Below are 17958 nucleotides of genomic sequence, written 5' to 3'. Positions count from 1 at the left end.
TCGCCCTCGCCGAATCGGCCGCAGCGGACAGTAAGGAGACATAGCCGAAAGTGAATGATACGTCCTGCACTGGACCCTCAGCATAAAAGGTGGAATTTCGGTCCGGCCAATTCCCGTCCGCTCCGGTTCCGGCCGGGAACGCCGACGGCCACCGCTCAAGGCGGCCGCCCGGCCTCCGGCGGACCGCGCCCGCCCACCACGGGCCGCCGCCGACGGACTCGGGGCCGCGCTCGACGGTCCCAGGAGCGTCAAGGTCGCTTTGCCGAGCCTTTGCCCGACGGCCGCGAGGTCTGCGGCCCCGCGCTCCGCCGGAGACCGGGCGGTCGAGGAGCGCTGCGGCCATAAACGCCAGTGGAGCGCGCGGCAGCGCCCCCTCGGCGTTTCCGCCGTGGACGGGACCCGAATCGGGCCGCCACGGGTCAAGCCTCGCACAAAGCCTCCGTAAGAGCCGCCCGGCGAGGTCTTGACACCGGAGTCCGGCGTTGTGAAATGGATGGTGGTCGCCGTCCAGACCACCGCCATCGAGGGGGGCGTGAGCGAGGATGCTCAAGACGTACGACGCCGGTGACCTGCAACAGGTCACCGCCCAACTCCGAACCGAGTTCGACGCGCTGCCGCACAAATGCGTGGAACGCTGCGTCGCCGACACCTGGAGATGCGCCGAGCACCTGGGCTTCAAGGTCACCCCCGGTCTTGTGGAGCGCGTCGCCAGGGAGCACCTGCAGGCCATGATCAAGTCCGAGCCCCCATCGAGTCTCCGGCCGCCGCGGCTCGCCGGCCGCGACCGGCTCGGCTGAAGCGTCCACGGGCGCGCCCCGCACGGGGGCGCGCCCCCGCGGCCGCGGCGGCCGCTTCTTTGCCGGGATCGACCGTGGTCCCGGGCCGGTGTGCCTTAGGCTCAACGGGTGTCCGTACCGCCTCCCTCACGAAAACCCGGCCCCGCACCTCTGCCCGACGAGGTCTTCGCCGAGATGCTGCGCGCCGCGCGCGCCCTGCTCGCGATGCGGCACCCGCTCGACGCCGAACTCGTCATCAGCGAACTGCTCGGCGCCTGGTGGGGACGGCGCGTGCCGGGAGTCGACGTCGAGCGCCTCCTCGGCGAGGGGCTGGTCGAGTACGCCGCCGAATCCGGCACCCCCGCCGGACTGGCGCTGCTGGCCGGCATCGCCTCGCTCGGTCCCTCGCGCAGGCAGCGCGTCCTGGCCGAGAGAGCCGTTCTCGACCTCGTCAAGCAGGGCACCGCCCGCCCCGGATGGGCCGGTTCGCTGGGCGAGGTCCGCCCGGTCGCGGCCTATGTGTCCGGCTCCAGGTTCGGCGACACCGACGAGGTGATCTGCACCTTCCGCTACGACGAGGACCCCGGGGCCGACACCGGCGAGGCCGGCCACGCGCTGATCGCCGTCGTCGACCACAACGCCGGCGGCATCCTGCGCGACGCCTGGGTGACCTCCAAGGTCGACCGGCTCCTGGAGCACTGCCGCGGCAAGACCGAGAACGATCCCATGGCCGTGTTCGACCCGATCGAACCCGAGCGCGCGCGCACGCTGCTGGAGACCGCCGTCGAGCGGACCGACCAACTGCTGGCCTCGGCGGCCGGCGGCCGCGCGCCGCGCGACACCGGGATCGGCGACTCCGCCGACGGCCCCCTGGCCACCCACCACGCCCTGGTCCGCGCCCGCGCCCGAGCGCTGCCCCGCCCGCAGAACCCGGCCAGGCCCCCGAGCTGGCGCCGCGACCGGCGCGCCGTCCTGGCCGCGCGGTTCCTGGCCTCCGACGCCGCGGCGGAGCTGTCCGACAGCTACGCCGCCAGCCGCTGCGTGGACCACATCATCAACTACGGCTGCGACATCGACTCCGGTCGGCCGCTGCGGGTGAGCCCGCGCAAGGTCGAGGCGTTCCTGCTGACCTGGCTGCCCCGCCGGGTGGTGCTGCTGCCCGAGGAGCAGGAGGCGATGCCGCACGTACTGGCGGCGTGGATCCGCTGGGCCGGGCCGCGCGGCGGCCTGCCCGAGATCGCGGTGCACGCCACGCTGGACGCGCTGTGGGAGGCCATCGCCTCCTTCGCCACCTCCTACCGGGACCCCGCCGCCTCCTTCGGGCTGCGCCAGGAGGCCGTGCGCCGACTGCTGCCCGACGGCGACCTGTCCGCGCTGCCCCGCCGCATGTTCGCGTTCCCGCTGCTGGCCGGCGACCTGCTCTCCGACGACGCGGGCGACTTCGACCCCACGACACCGACGGGCCGCCGCGCGCTGCTGCGGCTGGACCACTTCGGCGAGTACGACGCCCCCTCGCAGCGGGGTCGGCACTCCGCCGACCAGGATCCCGGAGACGGCGCGGCCGGCACCTGCACCGACAGTCCGGAGGTCCAGGAGGTGCTGGCGGCGCACGAGCGACTGGCCGAACGGCTGTGGAAGGGCGATCCGCCCAACCTGTGGGCGGCGGCCCAGCGCCTGCTGGACCGGGGCCACACCAGGATGGCGGTGCTGGAGACGCTGCTCGACGTCCTGGACGAGTCCGAGGACGACGCGGGCCTGGCCAAGCGCCTCGACGACGTCTGACTGATGTTCGGCGATCGCGTTCGCACAAGGGGCCGGCTGTCGCAGTGCGCGCAAGCCGCCGGCGGCACAGCGGATCCGCCCCCGGGAAACCCCACCCCGCGAACGCGGCGGTCAGAGCCCGATGAGCGCCCCACCTCCGTGGAACACACATCGAATCGACGACTCGACGCACCAGATCGCTGACGGGAGTCGGAGGCTGTGGCCACAGCCTCCCGCGTCGCCGACCTCATAGGGCAGAACATCTAGGTCAGCAGGCGCTCGCGCAGCGCCGACACGGTCTCGGGCTTCAGCCGCAGGCCGCCCGCGACGTAGCCGTCGAAGGAGCCGTGGACCCTGTCCACCTCGGCGAACGCCGTTTCGAGGTACTCGGTGCGCACCTCCAGCATCGGCTTGACCTGGTCGGCGTCGATGCCCTGCGTCCGGACCATGCCCATCATCCAGTCGATGACCGCGCCGAGCCGGCCGTTGCTGGCGAGGTAGTCGGCGATGATCGCCTCCCTCGGCACGCCCAGCAGCGACAGGATGACGACGGCTCCCCAGCCGGTGCGGTCCTTGCCCGCGCTGCAGTGGAACACCAGCGGCAGCGGCCCGTGCGCCGCGCGCTCGACGAGTTCCCGGTAGCCGGCGCAGGCGTCCTCCGTGCCCACCAGCATCCGGTTGACCTCGTGCATGAACCGCTCGGCACCGTTGTCGGCCAGCAGGGCGTTGGCCCGTTCGGGGTCGGCGAAGACCGCGGCGAGGTCCCCGCCGGTCCTGTGGTCGCGCTGCACGTCCAGCACGACGTACTCGGCGCCCCGGGGCACCCGGTCGGCCGCGCGGTCCCGCTCGAACACGGTGCGCAGGTCGATCAACTGGCGCAGCTCCATGCCCTCCAGCACGGCCAGGTCGGCTTCGTCCAGCCGGGACAGGGCGTCGGCCCGGAACAGCAGGCCGCGGCGGACGCGCTCGCCGCCGTTCGCGGCGGCGCCGCCGAGATCGCGGAAATTGGGGGCGGTGGTCAGCATGGGGGCGTCATTGGTCACGGACGCGACGATACCGATCCGCCCCGAACCGGTGGCGGTCAGGTCGCCAGGGCGTTCCCGCGCAGCGCCGGGATCTGCTCGCCGGCCTCCTTGACGTCCTTGACCGTGTCCACGCCGCGCCAGAAGCCGTCGATGCGGTAGCCGAAGAGCCGCCCCTCCGCTGCCAGCCCGGGGAAGGTGGTGGACTCGTGGTCGCCCTTCTCCGGCAGCAGCGGCGTCGCCGCGGGCTCGAAGACGTAGACGCCGGCGTTGATCCAGAACGGCAGCAGGGGGCTCTGGGTGAAGCCCTCGATGAGTCCGCTGTCGGTGACGTCGACGATGCCCCAGCTCGTGCGGTACTGCGCCAGCGCCAGGGTCACCAGGCCGCCCTTCTCGCGGTGGTAGGCGGTGAGCTCGTCCAGCGGGAACCAGGTGAGGACGTCGCCGTTGAGCGCGAAGTAGGGGGAGTCGGCCTCCCGCAGGCCCGACGCCGCGAACCGCAGCGCGCCGCCCCGCCCCAGCGGTTCGTCCTCGACCAGGAGGCTGATCTCCGGCCCGTCGGGACGGGCGGCCAGGTGTTCGCGCAGCACCTCGGCCTTGTAGCCGCAGGACACCACGACGTGCTCGACGCCGTGCCCCGCCAGCCACTCCAGTTGGTAGTCGATGATGGGCCGGTCGGCGACCTCGACCATCGCCTTGGGTCGGGTGTCGGTGTAGGGGCGCAGGCGGGTCGCCTGGCCTCCCGCCAAGATGACGGCCTGGCCGATGGGGGCGGTGGAACGACTCATGCAGCGGACATTAGCAGGGCGTACCGCCGGATTGGGGGCGTCATCGGACCGATTTGCGGTGGAGCACCCTGGCTTGTCCCCTAGGTGGCCGTTCAGGCGACCGGAGGGCCGACCCCGGACCCGGACGTCATCCCTGGGTGACCTCGCCGTAGGCCTGCCGCAGGTCCGCGCTCGTGACCAGGGTGAGCTCCTCGGCGGTGGCCGCGTCGCCCAGCTCCTCCGAGACCCGCAGGTCGCGGTAGGAGCACGCCTTCTCGAACAGCGACCGGGCGAAGCGGCCGTTGCCGAACTCGTCGATCCAGCCCGCCTCGCAGACGTGGCCGAAGATCTGGTGCAGGTCCTCCCTGGCCTGCTCGTCGAAGGCGTCACCGGCCCCGGCGGCCACGCGGTCGGCGATCTCGGTCAGCTCCTCCGGCGTGTAGCTGGGGAAGGCCACCCGCACGTTGAACCGCGAGGACAGGCCCGAGTTGCTGGCCAGGAAGCGGTCCATCTCCGCCGGGTAGCCGGCCAGCACGATGACCAGCCGGGAGCGGTCGTCCTCGGCCCGCTTGAGCAGGGTCTGGATGGCCTCGGAACCGAACGCGTCACCTCCGCTGTAGCCCGGGTTGACCAGGGCGTAGGCCTCGTCGATGAACAGCACCCCGCCGAGCGCGCGGTCCACCAGCTTGTTGGTCTTGACGGCCGTGGCGCCCAGGTGCTCGCCGACCAGGTCGGCGCGGCCGGCCTCGACCACGTCGGCCCGGTTGAGCAGGCCGAGCGCCGCGAACACCCGGCCGAGGATGCGCGCCACCGTCGTCTTGCCGGTGCCGGGCGGGCCGACGAAGACGAAGTGCCGCATGGGCGGCTGGACCGGCAGCCCCTGCCCTTCGCGCAGCTTGGCCATCTGGAGCTGGGCCGCGATCGAGCGGACCTGCCGTTTGACCGGGTCCAGGCCGATCATCGCGTCGAGCTCGGCCAGGGCCTCGTCGACGTCGGGGGCCTTGGTGAAGCCGGGCAGGCGCTCGGTCAACTGGTCATAGGCCGTGGCGACGTCGGCCGCGCGGATCGTGACCAGCTCCTCGGGGGCGGGCTGGCGGCCGGACTCGCCGCTGGTGACGACGCGCACGTCCCTGGCCTCGGCGGTCTTCTCCACCAGGGAGCGGACGAAGCGGCCGTTGCCGAGCTCGTCGACCACCCCGCGCTGCGCCGCCTGGTCGAAGCGCGAGCGCAGCGCCGGGCGCGCCTGCTCGTCGAGCAGGTCGCCGCGCTGGTCGAACTGGTGCTCGGCGATGCGCTGCAGCTCCTCGGGGCGGTAGCTGGGAAACGTCACCCTGGTGGCGAACCGGGAGGCCAGGCCGGGGTTGGAGGCCAGGAAGCGGTCCATCTCCTTGTCGTAGCCGGCGAGGATGACGACGAGCCGGTCGCGATCGTCCTCGGCCCGCTTGAGCAGGGTCTGCACGGCCTCGTTGCCGAACCGGTCCGACTGCCCGTCGCCGTCGTTGACCAGCGAGTACGCCTCGTCGATGAACAGCACCCCGCCGAGCGCGCGGTCCACCAGCTCGTTGGTCTTGATCGCCGTCGCCCCCAGGTACTCCCCCACCAGGTCGGCGCGCTGGGCCTCGACCACGTTCGGGGAGGGCAGCAGCCCGAAGGAGTGGAAGACCGTGGCCAGCGTGCGCGCCACGCTGGTCTTGCCGGTGCCGGGTGGGCCGGAGAACACCAGGTGGCGCAGCGGCTTGTCGACCGCGTAGCCGGCGTCGGCGCGCAGCCGGGCCGCCTCGATGGACGCGGCGATCGCCCGGACCTGCTGCTTCACCGGGTCCAGGCCGATCATGTCCTCCAGCTCGGCCAGCGCCTCGTCGACGGGGACGGGCACGGCGGCGCTCTCGGTGCCGGTCCGCCGCGTCCCCCCTCGCCCGGCCGGGGACCGGCCGCGGCCCTGCGCCGCGGCGGCGCCGGGGTCCGGAGCGGTCGGCGCGTCCCCGCGCGGCCGGGTCTCGCGGTGCAGCCGGTAGCCCGCGACCGCCCGCCACAGCAGCGCGGCGCCCGCGGCGGCCACCGTGCACGTCACGCCGAGGGCCGGCGGAACGGCGTCGGTGAGCATGCTGGTCAGCGCCACGGCCAGCCCGAGGATGAGCCCGATGAGCAGCGCCAGCAGGGTCGTGTGCCAGACCGGGAAGGCCCGGATCCGGGTCGCAGCCAGCGAGACCAGCAGCGGCAGGAGGAGCAGGACCAGCACGACCGGGGCCCCGGCCAGGGGGATCTGGAACAGCGGGTAGGCGACGGCGATCCAGGCGACGCAGACCAGTGCCGCCGCGACGGCGGCCGAGGACCGCATCAGCGCGGCGAAGACGGCCAGGACCATGACCGTCACCGCGATCGCGGCGAGAACGGGGACGTCGACCAGGAAGGCGAGCAGGGCGGCGACCGTGACGGCGGTGAACCCCGCGGCCAGGCGCGAGCGCAGGGCCTGGCGGGAGTAGGCGTCGCGCAGCCGCTGCAGCGGTGGCGTCCGCGCGGGCCTGCCGGTGGTCCGGGGTTCGTCGTTGCGCGGCATCTCCTGACCCCCCTTTACCCGTACGGCCCCGTGCCCCCGGTTTTCGGTCGTCCTCTTCGCACAGCAGTACCCCGGGGCGAACCCCATACTGCCGTCAACGGCCGGGGTTTCATAAGGAGTGGAGGTCCCGAACCGCTCGGCGTGTCGTGCTCCACCCGGGTCACAGGATGCTGAGCTGGTCGCCGGCCGCCGGCCGCACTTTGCGCAGATGCCGCCATTTCGGCAGGTCATCGAGATAAGCCCAGGACATCCGGTGGTGCGGGGTCGGCCCGTGCTCGGCGAGCGCCGCACGGTGCACCGGTGAGGGGTAGCCCGCGGCCGTCCCGAAACCGTAACCGGGGAACTCCGGGTCGAGCCCGGCCATGAACGCGTCGCGGTGCACCTTGGCCAGTACCGAGGCCGCGGCGACGCTGACGCAGGTCAGGTCGGCCTTGATCCGGGTGCGCACGGCCCAGGGCCGACCGAGGTAGTCGTGCTTGCCGTCGAGGATGACCGCATCGGGCCGCCGGGCCAGCCCGGCCAGGGCGCGGCCGGCGGCGCGACGCAGCGCCTCGGTCATCCCGACCTCGTCGATCTCGGTGGGCTCGGCCCGTCCGAACGCGTGGTCGCGCACCCAGGGCCGGACCAGCTCGCTCATGGTGATCCGGCGCTTGGGGCTGAGCCGCTTGGAATCGGTCAGGCCCTCGGGCGGCTCGGAGCCGTCGGTGACCGCGGCGCAGACCACCACGGGTCCGGCCCAGGCCCCGCGGCCGACCTCGTCGATCCCCGCGACGAGCCCCGCCCCGCCCGCGGCGAGCTCCCGCTCCAGCTCGTAGGTGGGGGGTTCGATGGAGGATTTCGCAGACACCCGACCAAGCCTAGTCCGAACGCCGCATGCCCCTCCGCCGTTTCTCCGCTGTTTCCCTGTTTCCCCCGGTTTCCGTGCGTGTTACGCAATCCCGCCCCGCCGCTCCTCTATCCTGATGACGGGCCGTGCCTCGACGGCCGCCGACAACCTGACACGGCCGCGGCGCGACCGGTCGCCGCCGCCATCACCCGCAAAAGTCCGTTGGGGGCAACCCGCCATGTCCGCCGCCACTCCTCCGTCCGGTGGAACCCCGCCCCATGGGGGGACGACGCAGCCGGCCGGAGAGGACTCGGTCGCCAAGCTCATCGAGATCGCAGACAAGCCCACGTTCGGGCGGCGGCTGATCTCCTGGGGGTCCCGGCCGCCGGGGCGCCTCTACCTCCCGGCCTGCGTCCTGATCGGTCTGGCCCTGCTCTACGAGGACAGCATGCCGGGCGGCCACCTGCCGACCTTCGTGATCGGCATGGGCGGCGGCGCGCTCCTCGCCGGGATGGGCGCGCTGCGGCTGGGCACGGCGCTGACCGTGGCCCGGCCGATGATCAGGCACTACTGGCTGCGCTGGATCACCGCGCCCCTGATCGCCCTGGCCGCCATCGCGCTGTCGGTGAGCGACGCCCCGCTCCAGGCCCGGGTCGACGCCTCGGCGCAGGAGCTGCTGCACGTGCGCGACACCCTCAACCGCTCCACCACCATCCCGCTGAACGGCGAGTGGGTCGGCCTGTACCCGTTGAAGGCCGCGTCGGTGGACGACGGCGTCACCCGGTTCACCGTGCAGGGTGCCGGACTGCTGAACGAGTCCGGCCTGGCCTACAGCTCCGAGCCGCTGCCCACCGACGTCTTCGTCCCCGGGCACGGCGGCGTGGTCTACGAGCACATCTCCGGCAACTGGTACTCCTGGACCGAATACTGACCGGGCTTCGCCCGCCGCGTTCGCGGGTCGGAACGGGATCTCCGGGGCTCGGGCCTGCCGCGCCGCCGACGCTGCGCGCACCGCGGCATCCCGCCTCCTGGACGGGCCCGACCGTCGGACACCGGTGGGAGGCCCGGCCGGTACCGAGAAGGGCCCCGGGCAAACGCCGCGGCGGCGGTGGTTCTTCTCACCGGGGGCGCCCGGCCGCATCGGGCCGCGTCTCACTCCGTTCTTAACCTCGCCGGGGTAGACCTGAGATGGACGTGAATCGGTGCTTCGCCGAGCGAGGGACGGTATGAACGAATTCATGACAACTCTGCACCTGCGCATCTACGACGCGCTGGAGTCGCTGCGCCGGGCCAGGGAGAACGGGGACGAGGACCTGGCGGTGACGCAGGCCGGTGAGATCGAGGACCTCGTGGAGATCGCCGCCCGGCACGGCGTGGACATCGACTGCGGTTACCAGGAGCTCGCCCACGCGGCATGAGCGCGAATGAGGAGCGGGAACCCGCCGCGAGGGCCCGGGGGTGCGGTGGGGCGGCGCGGAAGGGCCGGAGAAACAACTGTTCCCGGATTCCGCTGCGGCACCTTTGCGACGGGTGACGGGAATCCGGGAACAACCTCCCCCCGATACGAAAACACTACGTCGGCGGGGTTCAAGACACGGCAATACGGGGTTCAACGATTGCCGACCGCGGCCGCATCCGCGTGAGGGGGCGCCCATGGGCGCCCCCTCGTCGCGGCGTCAGCGGCGGCGCTGCCGGCCGTAGCCCTCGCCCTGCTGGAACTGCTCCTGCATGGCCTGCTGCTGTTCCTGCTGGTACTGGTCCTGCATCTGCTGCTGGCGCTGGGCCGCCGCGGCCATCGCGCCCTGGGCCTGCTGGAAGACGTCGGAGGCGGCGGCCTCGGCCTCGGACTCGCGGCCGTCGCTCCGGGCCAGCGCCGAACGGCTCCGCCGCTGCTCCCCCAACCCGGGCAGGAACTGCGCCATGAGCAGCGTGGACAGCGCCGAGGAGTCTCCGGCTCCGCCCTCGGTGCGTACGACCACCGGTTGCGGCGCGTGCTCGGCGAGCGTGGCGCCGACGTCGAGCCGGCGGCGGGCCAGCTCATACTGCAGCACCGCGCGGTTGTCCCGGTAGGACGTCGCCAGGCGGCGCTGCGCCTTGGCCTCGTTCTGCGCGGCCACCAGGTCGGCCCGGCCCCGGGTCTCGATCTCGTAGCGGACCCGCTGCGCTTCGGTCTCCTGCTCCTCCAGCATCTGCGCGACGTCCTTGCGGGCCTTGTTCAGCGCCGCGTTGACCTCGACGATCTTGGCGTCGCGGGTCTTCTTGGAGCGCTCGATGTCCATGAGCAGCGTGTCGATGCGGCGCTTGCGGGTGAGCTCCCACTCCTGCTCGTAGGCCACCAGTTCCTTGGCGACACGCTCGCGGGTGGCCAGGTGCTGCTGGTACTGGTTGGGCAACTGGACATCGGGGATGTTGCAGCCCATGATGCGCACGCCGTAGCGGCTCAGTTGCCGGTTGAGCAGGTCCTGCATGTCCGCGACGTCGGAGCCGCGCAGGTCGTAGGCGCCCTCGGTGCGCACCCGGCGGCTGCGCTGGCGGATCGCGTCCTGCACCGCGTTGGACAGCACCAGGTCGAAGTTGCTGGCGCCGATCGTGCGCACGAAGGCCACCGCGTCGATGATGCGGAACTTCAGGAAGAACTCGATCGACTTCAGCGGCACGTTCTCGTTGGTCGGGCAGGCGAGCACCGGCGCGGTGTAGGGGATCTCGGTGGAGGTGTCGACCACGAAGTCGACCCGCGACCACGGGTGCCACAGGTAGTGCCGGCCCGGGTCGAGCACGCCGACCACGGCGCCGAACTTGGTGAGCACGCCGCTGGTGCCCTGCTCGATCTCCACGATCGACGAGCGCCACCACCACAGCACGGCCAGGAGCAGCGCGATGATCGCGACCACGAAGGCCGGGATCGCCGTCCACGTCAGGGCGAACGGCTGCACGAGCAGCACGATGACCGCGTAGCACAGCAGGTAGAGGCTGATCCAGATGAGGGTCATCCACTTCAGCCCGCGACTGTCGCGCGGGATGACGACGGGGACGAGCGCCCCCTGGTCGCCGCCGCGCAGCAGGCGCGCGATGTCGCTCCACCCGGCGAGCGACTCCTTGATGCTGGAGGAGCCGCGGCCGTGCGATGCCGGCTCAGTCATTCCTGACCTCCCTGGTACGGTCCGGCCTGGCCGCCCCGCCCGGATTCGGGCCACGGCCACTCGCCGCCGGGCGCCGGATCGGCGGGCGGCGCCTGCGCCTCGGGAGCGCTTCCGGTCTCGGCGATGTCCTCGATGCGCTCGTCGATCACGCCGTCGGAGACCGACCGGCGGATCTCCTCGACCCGATCGGCTCCGGGGACGTCGTCGGTGTGCGCCGGGTCGGGCGCCTCGACGGTCTTGTCCTCGGCCTCCAGCAGCTCGGTGATCTCGGCCTCCCTGGAGGCGATGCGCTCCTGGATCTCGCCGAGGCGGGTGCGGATGGCGGCCATGTCGGCGTCGGAGAACAGGTCCTGCTCGGCGCCTCCGATGATCTGCTGCGCCACCTGCAGGAAGTTGACGCTGGCGGAGTCGCCGTCGCCGATCTGCAGCACCTGGGGCAGACTGTCGGCCACGGACTCCAGCTTGGCCATCAGGTCCTGCTGGAAGCGGTAGTTCAGGATCTCCGGGGCCTCGGCCGCGCTGACCGCGCGGATGTCCAGCGCCTGGGCCTCCAGCAGCGCGGCGTTGGCGTTGGCGGTGCTCTCGGCCTCGACGAAGCGCTGGCGGGCCAGCGCGCGGGCCCGGTTGGTCTCGCGCTCCAGCGCGGTGTCCATCTGCGCCTGGTACTGCGCGATGTCGGCCTGGATCGCCGAGAGGGTCTCGTTCAGCGAGGCGAGCTCCTTGTTGAGGTCGCCCTCGTTCTGCTCCTTGCGCAGTTGGAGCTCGTACTCGTAGGTGTAGGCCTCCTTGGCCACGCGCACCATCTCCGGTGCGGCGAGGTCCATCCGGTACTCCTGGCTGGAGGGCTCGGCGTGCGTGATGTTGGCGTTGGTGAGCCGCACCGCGGGCAGGAACTGCTGGTTGAGCTGCTCCAGCAGGCGAGCGGTGTTCTCCCCGACCAGGTCGTAGATGTCGGAGGCCTGCGTGTCGTAGATGAGGCTGCGGGTGGTCTCGCTGATGGCGTTGTTCAGCTTGTCCTGGAAGCCCTGCACGGCGCCGAGGACGAAGATGAACTGCTCGGGGTCCTCGATCCGGAACTGCAGGAAGAGGTCGACCGATGCCTTGACGCCGCTCTTGGTGGGCGCCTCCCGGATGGGGGCGTTGAAGGGGTACTCCCGCGTGGTGTTGACCAGGTAGGAGACCCGCTTCCACGGGTTGAACAGGGTGACCCGGCCCGGGCCGACGATCTGCTCGAGCTTGCCGAACTTGGTGATCAGCGCCTGGCAGCCGTCGGGAACCATGACCATGCCCTGGCGCCACCACATGAACGCGGCGATGGCCAGGACGATGATCCAGAAGTGCGGGCCGAAGACGATCAGGGTGGCGCCGGGGATCGGGGCGGTGACCAGCGAGCCGAGGAGCCCGCCGATGGCCAGCAGGATCGGCGGCAGCATCGCGGTCAGGGTACGGCCCCGCGGAATGACCATCGGAGAGATGACGTGCACCGAGCCGCTGCGGTCCTGCTCGAACTTGCTGCGGTTGAGAACCTCGCCCGCATTGTCCAGCGAGGTGGTCTGCTGCTCGATCCGGGTGCCCACCGAGGCACCCTGCTCACGGGCGGCCAGGAAGTCACCGGGATCGAGCCCGAACCCCTCTGCCGCCTGGCCGAAGGCGCTGGACACCGCCTCTCGCGGATCGCCGCCCTGGGCGACCGCTCCTGCGGCCCCGCGCACCGTCTGTGCGAAGGACATGGGCATCGACTCCTTGTTTTCGAGGAACGTCGACTCGGACGCGACGACTCCGGTCACGGTTCCGCCGCCCTGGTCAGAGTCCTGGAATCCTCCCACATCGTTATGGTCCTCCGGATGGACGGAAAATAACCATCCGTTATCCGCGCGAGGCGCTCAGAAGGCCAGGGCGGTGAACCGCGCGCGGGCGCGTATCCGGGCCGAAGCCGAGGCTGTGGCCGCCGACCCCGCCGAGGCCCGGGCGGTCCTCGACGACGTGGAGCCGCTGCGCCCCTGGTGATCGGCTTCCATCCGGACGGGATGCGGTGGCCGATGTCCCCGGATCGCCTGCGAGGCGCGCAGGGCAGTAGGCTCCGATCCCGATTCACGTCCGCCGCGCGCAGCCGCGCCTACCGGGAGCAGCCGCAGATGACCGGTCCGTATCCGCCCCAGCCCCCGCCCCACCCCGGACCGCCGACGGGTCCGCACCTGAAGGGGATGACCGCCTGGCTCGTCATCCCCATCGTGATGTGCACCGTGCTCGCGTGCGGGGTGGCGGGCCTGCCGTTCAGCGTCACCGCGCTGGGATTCATGCTCGGCGTGCACAACGCCTACAACAGCGGTCGTTACGACGTCGCGGTGAAGCGGCTGCGCTGGGCGAAGGGCTTCGGCTGGACCGGCCTGGTGCTGGGCCTGCTCAACATCGCGGCCGGGTTGACCGCCGCCGTCTTCAGCGCCATGGAGGACGCGGGTCGGTGAACCGCTCCGGCGGCGGACGCCGACCGGCGTCCATGCGGACACCCGGGCCGCCCGCCACGCCGAGGAGGACCCGGGAGCCCGGCGGGTTCACCCCTGGGTGATGTAGTTCTCCAACTGCTGCCGGTCCTGCTCGAGCTGGCTCATCCGGCTCTTGACCACGTCGCCGATGCTCACGATGCCCGCGAGCGCGCCGTCGGCGAGCACGGGGACGTGCCGGACCCGGTTCTCGGTCATCAGGACGGTCAGCGCGTCGACGGTGTCGGAGGGCGCACAGGTGATGACGGCGGCGGTCATGATCTCCGAGACCGGGGCCTCCAGCAGCCCGGCGCCCCTGGCGTGCATCTGGCGCACCACGTCGCGTTCGGAGGCGATCCCCGCGACCCGGCCGGACTCGGTCACCACCACCGCCCCGATGTTGTGCCCGGCCAGCTCCGTCAGCAGTTCGGCGACCGTCGTGTCGGGCCCGACGGTCGCCACGTTCGATCCCTTGGCCCGCAGGATTTCAGCGATCAGCATGGCGGCCACCCTTCGCTCGGTGACCGAGGGTTACCCGCCTCCCACGATCGTTAATCCCCGCGGACAACCGGGGCCGGGCCCGAGTCCGGCCCGGGGAACGCGCCGCGACGGGTTCCCGCCGACGCGGGAGGGGGAGCCGGCCCGGGCCGACTCCCCCCTCTTCGGATCGCTGTCCCACCGCTCCGCCCGGGCGGAGGCCGCGTCGGAGGCGGTCTGCTCCTAACTGCAGCCGCTGGTGGAGCCGCAGCCCTCGCAGACGTAGCAGCTACCCGACGGACGCATCTTGGTGCCGCAGGTGACGCAGAGCGGGGCGTCGGCGGTGAAGCCCTGCTGCAGCTCGACCAGTTCCGTGGTGGTGTGGGCGCTGTCGGCGTCCTCGGCCCGCTCGACCCGGGCGCGCCCGGACTCGTCGCCGGCGACCGGCGCCGACTGGGCGTAGGACTCCACCTGCGCCGCGACCTGGGCCGGGTCCTCGCCGGCGACCTGGGCGGCGCGCTCCTCCGCCGAGAGCACGCCCAGAGCGGCGCGCTGCTCGTAGGGGAGGTGGTCCAGCGCCAGGCGGCGGAAGATGTAGTCGACCACCGACTGCGCCATCCGGATGTCGGGGTCGTCGGTCATGCCCGCCGGGTCGAAGCGCATGTTGGTGAACTTCTCGACGTAGGTCTCCAGCGGGACGCCGTACTGCAGCGCGATGGAGATGGCGATCGAGAACGCGTCCATGACGCCGGCCAGGGTCGAACCCTGCTTGCCGAGCTTCATGAAGACCTCGCCGAGGCCGTCGTCGGGGTAGGACCCGGCCGTGATGTAGCCCTCGGCGCCGCCGACGGAGAAGGAGACGGTCTCGCTCGGGCGCTTCTTGGGCAGGCGGCGCCGGACCGGGCGGTTGACCTCGATGACCTCCGGCTCGGCTGCGGCCTTGTCCTCGGTCTTGGCCGTGGACAGCGGCTGGCCGACCTTGCAGTTGTCGCGGTAGACCGCGAGCGCCTTCAGACCCAGCTTCCAGCCCTGGAAGTAGATGTGCTCGAAGTCCTCGACGGTGGCCTCTTCGGGCACGTTCACCGTCTTGGAGATCGCACCGGACAGGAACGGCTGGACCGCGGCCATCATCTCGACGTGGCCCATGGGCTTGATGTAGCGCTTGCCCATGGCGCAGTCGAACACCTCATAATGCTCGGGGCGCAGGCCCGGGGCGTCGACCACGTGGCCGTTCTCCGCGATGTGCTCGACGATCGCCTCGATCTGCTCCTGCTGGTAGCCCAGGTTCTTCAGCGCACGCGGGATCGCCTGGTTGACGATCTGCATGGAGCCGCCGCCGACCAGCTTCTTGAACTTGACCAGCGAGAAGTCGGGCTCGATGCCGGTGGTGTCGCAGTCCATCATGAAGCCGATGGTCCCGGTCGGCGCGAGCAGGCTCGCCTGGGCGTTGCGCCAGCCGTTGCGCTCGCCGGTCTTCAGGCAGTCCTCCCACGACCTCGTGGCCGCGGCCGCGATGTCGCGGTCCATCCCTCCGACGACGCGCAGGTCGTCGTTTGCCGCGGCGTGCTTGCGCATGACCCGCTTGTGGGCGTCGGCGTTCTTGGCGTAGCCGTCGTAGGGGCCGACGACGCCGGCCAGCTCGGCGCTGCGCTTGTAGGCGGTGCCGGTCATCAGCGAGGTGATGGCCGCGGCGACGGCGCGGCCGCCGTCGGAGTCGTAGGCGTGGCCGGTCGCCATGAGCAGCGCGCCGAGGTTGGCGTAGCCGATGCCGAGCTGGCGGAACGCCCGCGTGGTCTCGCCGATCTTCTCGGTCGGGAAGTCGGCGAAGGTGATCGAGATGTCCATCGCCGTGATGATCAGCTCGGTCAGCTTGACGAAGTTGCCGATGTCGAAGGTGTCGTCGTCGGTCAGGAGCTTCAGCAGGTTGATCGAGGCCAGGTTGCAGGAGGAGTTGTCCAGGTGGACGTACTCCGAACAGGGGTTGCTGGCGGAGATGCGGCCGCTCTCGGGCGCGGTGTGCCAGTCGTTGATCGTGTCGTCGTACTGCACGCCCGGGTCGGCGCACTCCCAGGCGGCCTTGGCCATCTTGCGGAAGAGGTCCTTGGCGTCCACCGTGGCGACGGTCTCGCCGGTGGTGCGCGAGACCAGGCCGAAGTCGGAGTCGGTCTCCACCGCGCGCATGAAGGCGTCGGAGACGCGCACCGAGTTGTTGGCGTTCTGGTACTGGACGCTGAACATGTCGGCGCCGCCGAGGTCGACGTCGAAGCCGGCGTCGCGCAGCGCGCGGATCTTGTGCTCCTCGCGCGCCTTGGTCTCGACGAACTCCTCGATGTCGGGGTGGTCGACGTCGAGGACGACCATCTTGGCCGCGCGGCGGGTGGCGCCACCGGACTTGATGGTGCCGGCCGATGCGTCGGCGCCGCGCATGAAGGACACCGGCCCCGAGGCGGTGCCGCCGGAGGACAGCAGCTCCCTGCTGGAGCGGATGCGCGAGAGGTTCACGCCCGCGCCGGAACCGCCCTTGAAGATGATCCCCTCTTCCTTGTACCAGTCGAGGATCGACTCCATGGTGTCGTCCACGGACAGGATGAAGCAGTTGTGCACCCGCAGGTTGCCGGAGAGGTACTCGCCGCTCTCGGTCTGGATGTCGTAGACCTCCATCGAACCGAGATTCTCGATCTCCGCGATCTCCAGCCGTTTGACCGGGTGGGCCGCCAGGCCTGGAACATCCAGGCTCGCCTCCAGCTTGGCTGCCTTGACCGGGTCGATGAAGCCGATCTCCGCGGCGAACGCGGCCCGTTCCCCAGCGCCCTGGATGCCAAGGCTCCAGGTGTCATGGCGGTCGGGGCGGGGCTCGGCCTTGCGCTTCACCCGGGAAAAGATTCCGTAGCGCAGCAGCAGCCGCTGGACTCCACGGACCAGTTCCTCAGAGATCATGTCCATTCCGATACGGACCGACCTCTCCCGCTCCGTGACATAGCCCTCGGCCTGGAAGATACTCCGCAGGTAGGCCGTGACCACCGGAAGCGGCGCCGTGAACAGGCGCTCCGGCACCCGCATGTCGACGCCGCGGGCGCGCAGACCCCATTTCGCCACGAAGTCCGCCAGCCCGGTTCCGTAGAGCCGGGTACGTCGGCAATCCAACGAGGTGTCCTGGGTCTCCACTCGCCGTTCATGGCGGTGGACATCGGGCAGCACCTGCTCCAGGCTCCGAGTCACCCAGTCCAGTTCGGCCTGGGTGACCGTCATCGCCTCGATCGTCAGCGAACGGTTCGTTCCTTCGTACTGACCGACGAAACCGTCTGACTGCAGCCAGCCCGCCAGCGCCGCCTCGGAGATCTCCGCGGTGGTGATCTCCGCTTCACCGAACGAATCACGTCGGTGCCACTGCAGTTGGTCGCCCGCTGTCAGATGTCCCGCGGGCACGAACTTCCCGCTGTGTTCGCCGGTGGCCTTCCAGACGAGGTGGTCCGCTGTCACGTCCAGCGTGTATCCCGCTTTGGTGTGCAGGCGCAGGACGTTCTTGATCCCGTTGGCCTTCGTCGCCAGAATCCGCGTCACGCCGGACGCGTCATAGACCTTGGCGCCGACCGTGTCGGACTCGACGAGCTCACCGATGGGAACGAGTCCCTGCGGGGTACTCACCAGCGCGTCATAGGGCTGGCACGCCGAGACCTGCTGCTTCGAGGCCGTGCCGACGTTGAACCACACCGGGGAGTTGAAGCTGAAGAGCTGGTGGACCAGCGCGTGCTTCAGCTCGTGGTCGAAGATCTCGGCGTCGTCGTCGGAGGCGAAGTAGCCGTTCTCCCTGCCGGTGGCGGTGTACTTGCCCGCCACCCGGTCGACGAGCTGCTTGAGGCTCCACTCGCGCTCCGGGGTGCCCACCGCGCCCCGGAAGTACTTGCTCGCGACGATCTGGGTGGCGTTCATCGACCACGCGGCGGGGAACTCCACTCCGCGCTGCTCGAAGTTGACCGAGCCGTCCCGCCAGTTCGTCATGACGACGTCGCGGCGCTCCCACTCGACCTCGTCATAGGGGTGTACACCGGGTGAGGTGAAGATGCGCTGCATCTTCAGTCCCTTGCGCTGGGCCTGCCTGCCCTTGCGAGTCGACGAGCCGCCCCGGCTGTCCGTCTCCGTCATTTCGCTCCC

At 71.0% G+C, this 17958-nt stretch carries 13 protein-coding genes; 5 read left to right on the top strand and 8 right to left on the bottom strand.

All coding sequences use genetic code 11. From position 1 onward, the window contains the following. Positions 1–542 precede the first annotated feature (542 nt). Both HDA32_RS07645 and HDA32_RS07640 read left to right on the top strand, forming a co-directional pair. Positions 543–797 (top strand): hypothetical protein, encoded by a 255-nt coding sequence (locus tag HDA32_RS07645; protein WP_179642533.1) that lies wholly within the window; start codon positions 543–545, stop codon positions 795–797. 174 nt (positions 798–971) lie between these two features. Beyond that, positions 972–2558 (top strand): hypothetical protein, encoded by a 1587-nt coding sequence (locus tag HDA32_RS07640; RefSeq protein ID WP_179646534.1) that lies wholly within the window; start codon positions 972–974, stop codon positions 2556–2558. A 242-nt stretch (positions 2559–2800) separates the two neighbouring features. Here the strand turns inward: HDA32_RS07640 and HDA32_RS07635 are convergent, their stop codons facing one another. The 4 genes from HDA32_RS07635 to rnhB all read right to left on the bottom strand — a co-directional run bounded on the left by HDA32_RS07635 (position 2801) and on the right by rnhB (position 7730). Then, positions 2801–3598, bottom strand: a complete 798-nt coding sequence (locus HDA32_RS07635; RefSeq protein WP_179646533.1) for a tyrosine-protein phosphatase — start codon at positions 3596–3598, stop codon at positions 2801–2803. 20 nt (positions 3599–3618) lie between these two features. Then, complete coding sequence (locus HDA32_RS07630; RefSeq protein ID WP_179642532.1) at positions 3619–4347, bottom strand: nucleotidyltransferase family protein; 729 nt, start codon at positions 4345–4347, stop codon at positions 3619–3621. Positions 4348–4474: 127 nt separating this feature from the next. After that, positions 4475–6883, bottom strand: a complete 2409-nt coding sequence (locus HDA32_RS07625) for an AAA family ATPase (RefSeq protein ID WP_179642531.1) — start codon at positions 6881–6883, stop codon at positions 4475–4477. Between the two features lie 160 nt (positions 6884–7043). Further along, the gene (rnhB, locus tag HDA32_RS07620; RefSeq protein WP_179642530.1) at positions 7044–7730 is read right to left on the bottom strand and encodes a ribonuclease HII; all 687 of its coding nucleotides are present in this window, start codon (positions 7728–7730) and stop codon (positions 7044–7046) included. A gap of 217 nt (positions 7731–7947) precedes the next feature. On the opposite strand from rnhB, the gene HDA32_RS07615 reads away from it, so the two are divergent. Together HDA32_RS07615 and HDA32_RS07610 are read left to right on the top strand one after the other, a co-directional pair. After that, positions 7948–8640, top strand: coding sequence for a hypothetical protein (locus HDA32_RS07615; RefSeq protein ID WP_179642529.1), 693 nt, complete (start codon positions 7948–7950; stop codon positions 8638–8640). 295 nt (positions 8641–8935) lie between these two features. Continuing rightward, positions 8936–9127 (top strand): hypothetical protein, encoded by a 192-nt coding sequence (locus HDA32_RS07610; RefSeq protein ID WP_179642528.1) that lies wholly within the window; start codon positions 8936–8938, stop codon positions 9125–9127. A gap of 258 nt (positions 9128–9385) precedes the next feature. Here HDA32_RS07610 and HDA32_RS07605 read toward each other — a convergent pair whose 3' ends face one another. Further along, positions 9386–10849 carry an SPFH domain-containing protein gene (locus HDA32_RS07605; RefSeq protein ID WP_179642527.1) on the bottom strand — a complete coding sequence of 488 codons (1464 nt, stop codon included), beginning with the start codon at positions 10847–10849 and terminating at the stop codon, positions 9386–9388. Further along, complete coding sequence (locus HDA32_RS07600; RefSeq protein ID WP_179642526.1) at positions 10846–12579, bottom strand: SPFH domain-containing protein; 1734 nt, start codon at positions 12577–12579, stop codon at positions 10846–10848. Before HDA32_RS07600 ends, HDA32_RS07605 begins: the two co-directional genes overlap by 4 nt. Before the next feature lie 474 nt (positions 12580–13053). On the opposite strand from HDA32_RS07600, the gene HDA32_RS07595 reads away from it, so the two are divergent. Further along, positions 13054–13314, top strand: coding sequence for a hypothetical protein (locus HDA32_RS07595; RefSeq protein WP_179642525.1), 261 nt, complete (start codon positions 13054–13056; stop codon positions 13312–13314). 87 nt (positions 13315–13401) lie between these two features. On the opposite strand, the gene HDA32_RS07590 is transcribed toward HDA32_RS07595, so the two are convergent. Together HDA32_RS07590 and HDA32_RS07585 are read right to left on the bottom strand one after the other, a co-directional pair. Beyond that, entirely contained in the window at positions 13402–13830 is a 429-nt protein-coding gene (locus HDA32_RS07590; protein WP_179642524.1) for a CBS domain-containing protein, read from the bottom strand. Positions 13831–14049: 219 nt separating this feature from the next. Beyond that, positions 14050–17949 carry a vitamin B12-dependent ribonucleotide reductase gene (locus HDA32_RS07585; protein ID WP_179642523.1) on the bottom strand — a complete coding sequence of 1300 codons (3900 nt, stop codon included), beginning with the start codon at positions 17947–17949 and terminating at the stop codon, positions 14050–14052. Positions 17950–17958 lie beyond the last annotated feature (9 nt).

Source organism: Spinactinospora alkalitolerans (assembly GCF_013408795.1).
Classification (GTDB): Bacteria; Actinomycetota; Actinomycetes; order Streptosporangiales; family Streptosporangiaceae; genus Spinactinospora; species Spinactinospora alkalitolerans.
This window is presented reverse-complemented; position numbering and strand designations above follow the sequence as displayed.

Coding starts and splice junctions, on each gene's coding strand:
- HDA32_RS07625 (WP_179642531.1), bottom strand. CDS start 6,883: ATGCCGCGCAACGACGAACCCCGGACCACCGGCAGGCCCGCGCGGACG.
- HDA32_RS07630 (WP_179642532.1), bottom strand. CDS start 4,347: ATGAGTCGTTCCACCGCCCCCATCGGCCAGGCCGTCATCTTGGCGGGA.
- HDA32_RS07615 (WP_179642529.1), top strand. CDS start 7,948: ATGTCCGCCGCCACTCCTCCGTCCGGTGGAACCCCGCCCCATGGGGGG.
- HDA32_RS07600 (WP_179642526.1), bottom strand. CDS start 12,579: ATGTCCTTCGCACAGACGGTGCGCGGGGCCGCAGGAGCGGTCGCCCAG.
- HDA32_RS07595 (WP_179642525.1), top strand. CDS start 13,054: ATGACCGCCTGGCTCGTCATCCCCATCGTGATGTGCACCGTGCTCGCG.
- HDA32_RS07640 (WP_179646534.1), top strand. CDS start 972: ATGCTGCGCGCCGCGCGCGCCCTGCTCGCGATGCGGCACCCGCTCGAC.
- HDA32_RS07590 (WP_179642524.1), bottom strand. CDS start 13,830: ATGCTGATCGCTGAAATCCTGCGGGCCAAGGGATCGAACGTGGCGACC.
- HDA32_RS07605 (WP_179642527.1), bottom strand. CDS start 10,849: ATGACTGAGCCGGCATCGCACGGCCGCGGCTCCTCCAGCATCAAGGAG.
- HDA32_RS07585 (WP_179642523.1), bottom strand. CDS start 17,949: ATGACGGAGACGGACAGCCGGGGCGGCTCGTCGACTCGCAAGGGCAGG.
- HDA32_RS07610 (WP_179642528.1), top strand. CDS start 8,936: ATGAACGAATTCATGACAACTCTGCACCTGCGCATCTACGACGCGCTG.
- HDA32_RS07645 (WP_179642533.1), top strand. CDS start 543: ATGCTCAAGACGTACGACGCCGGTGACCTGCAACAGGTCACCGCCCAA.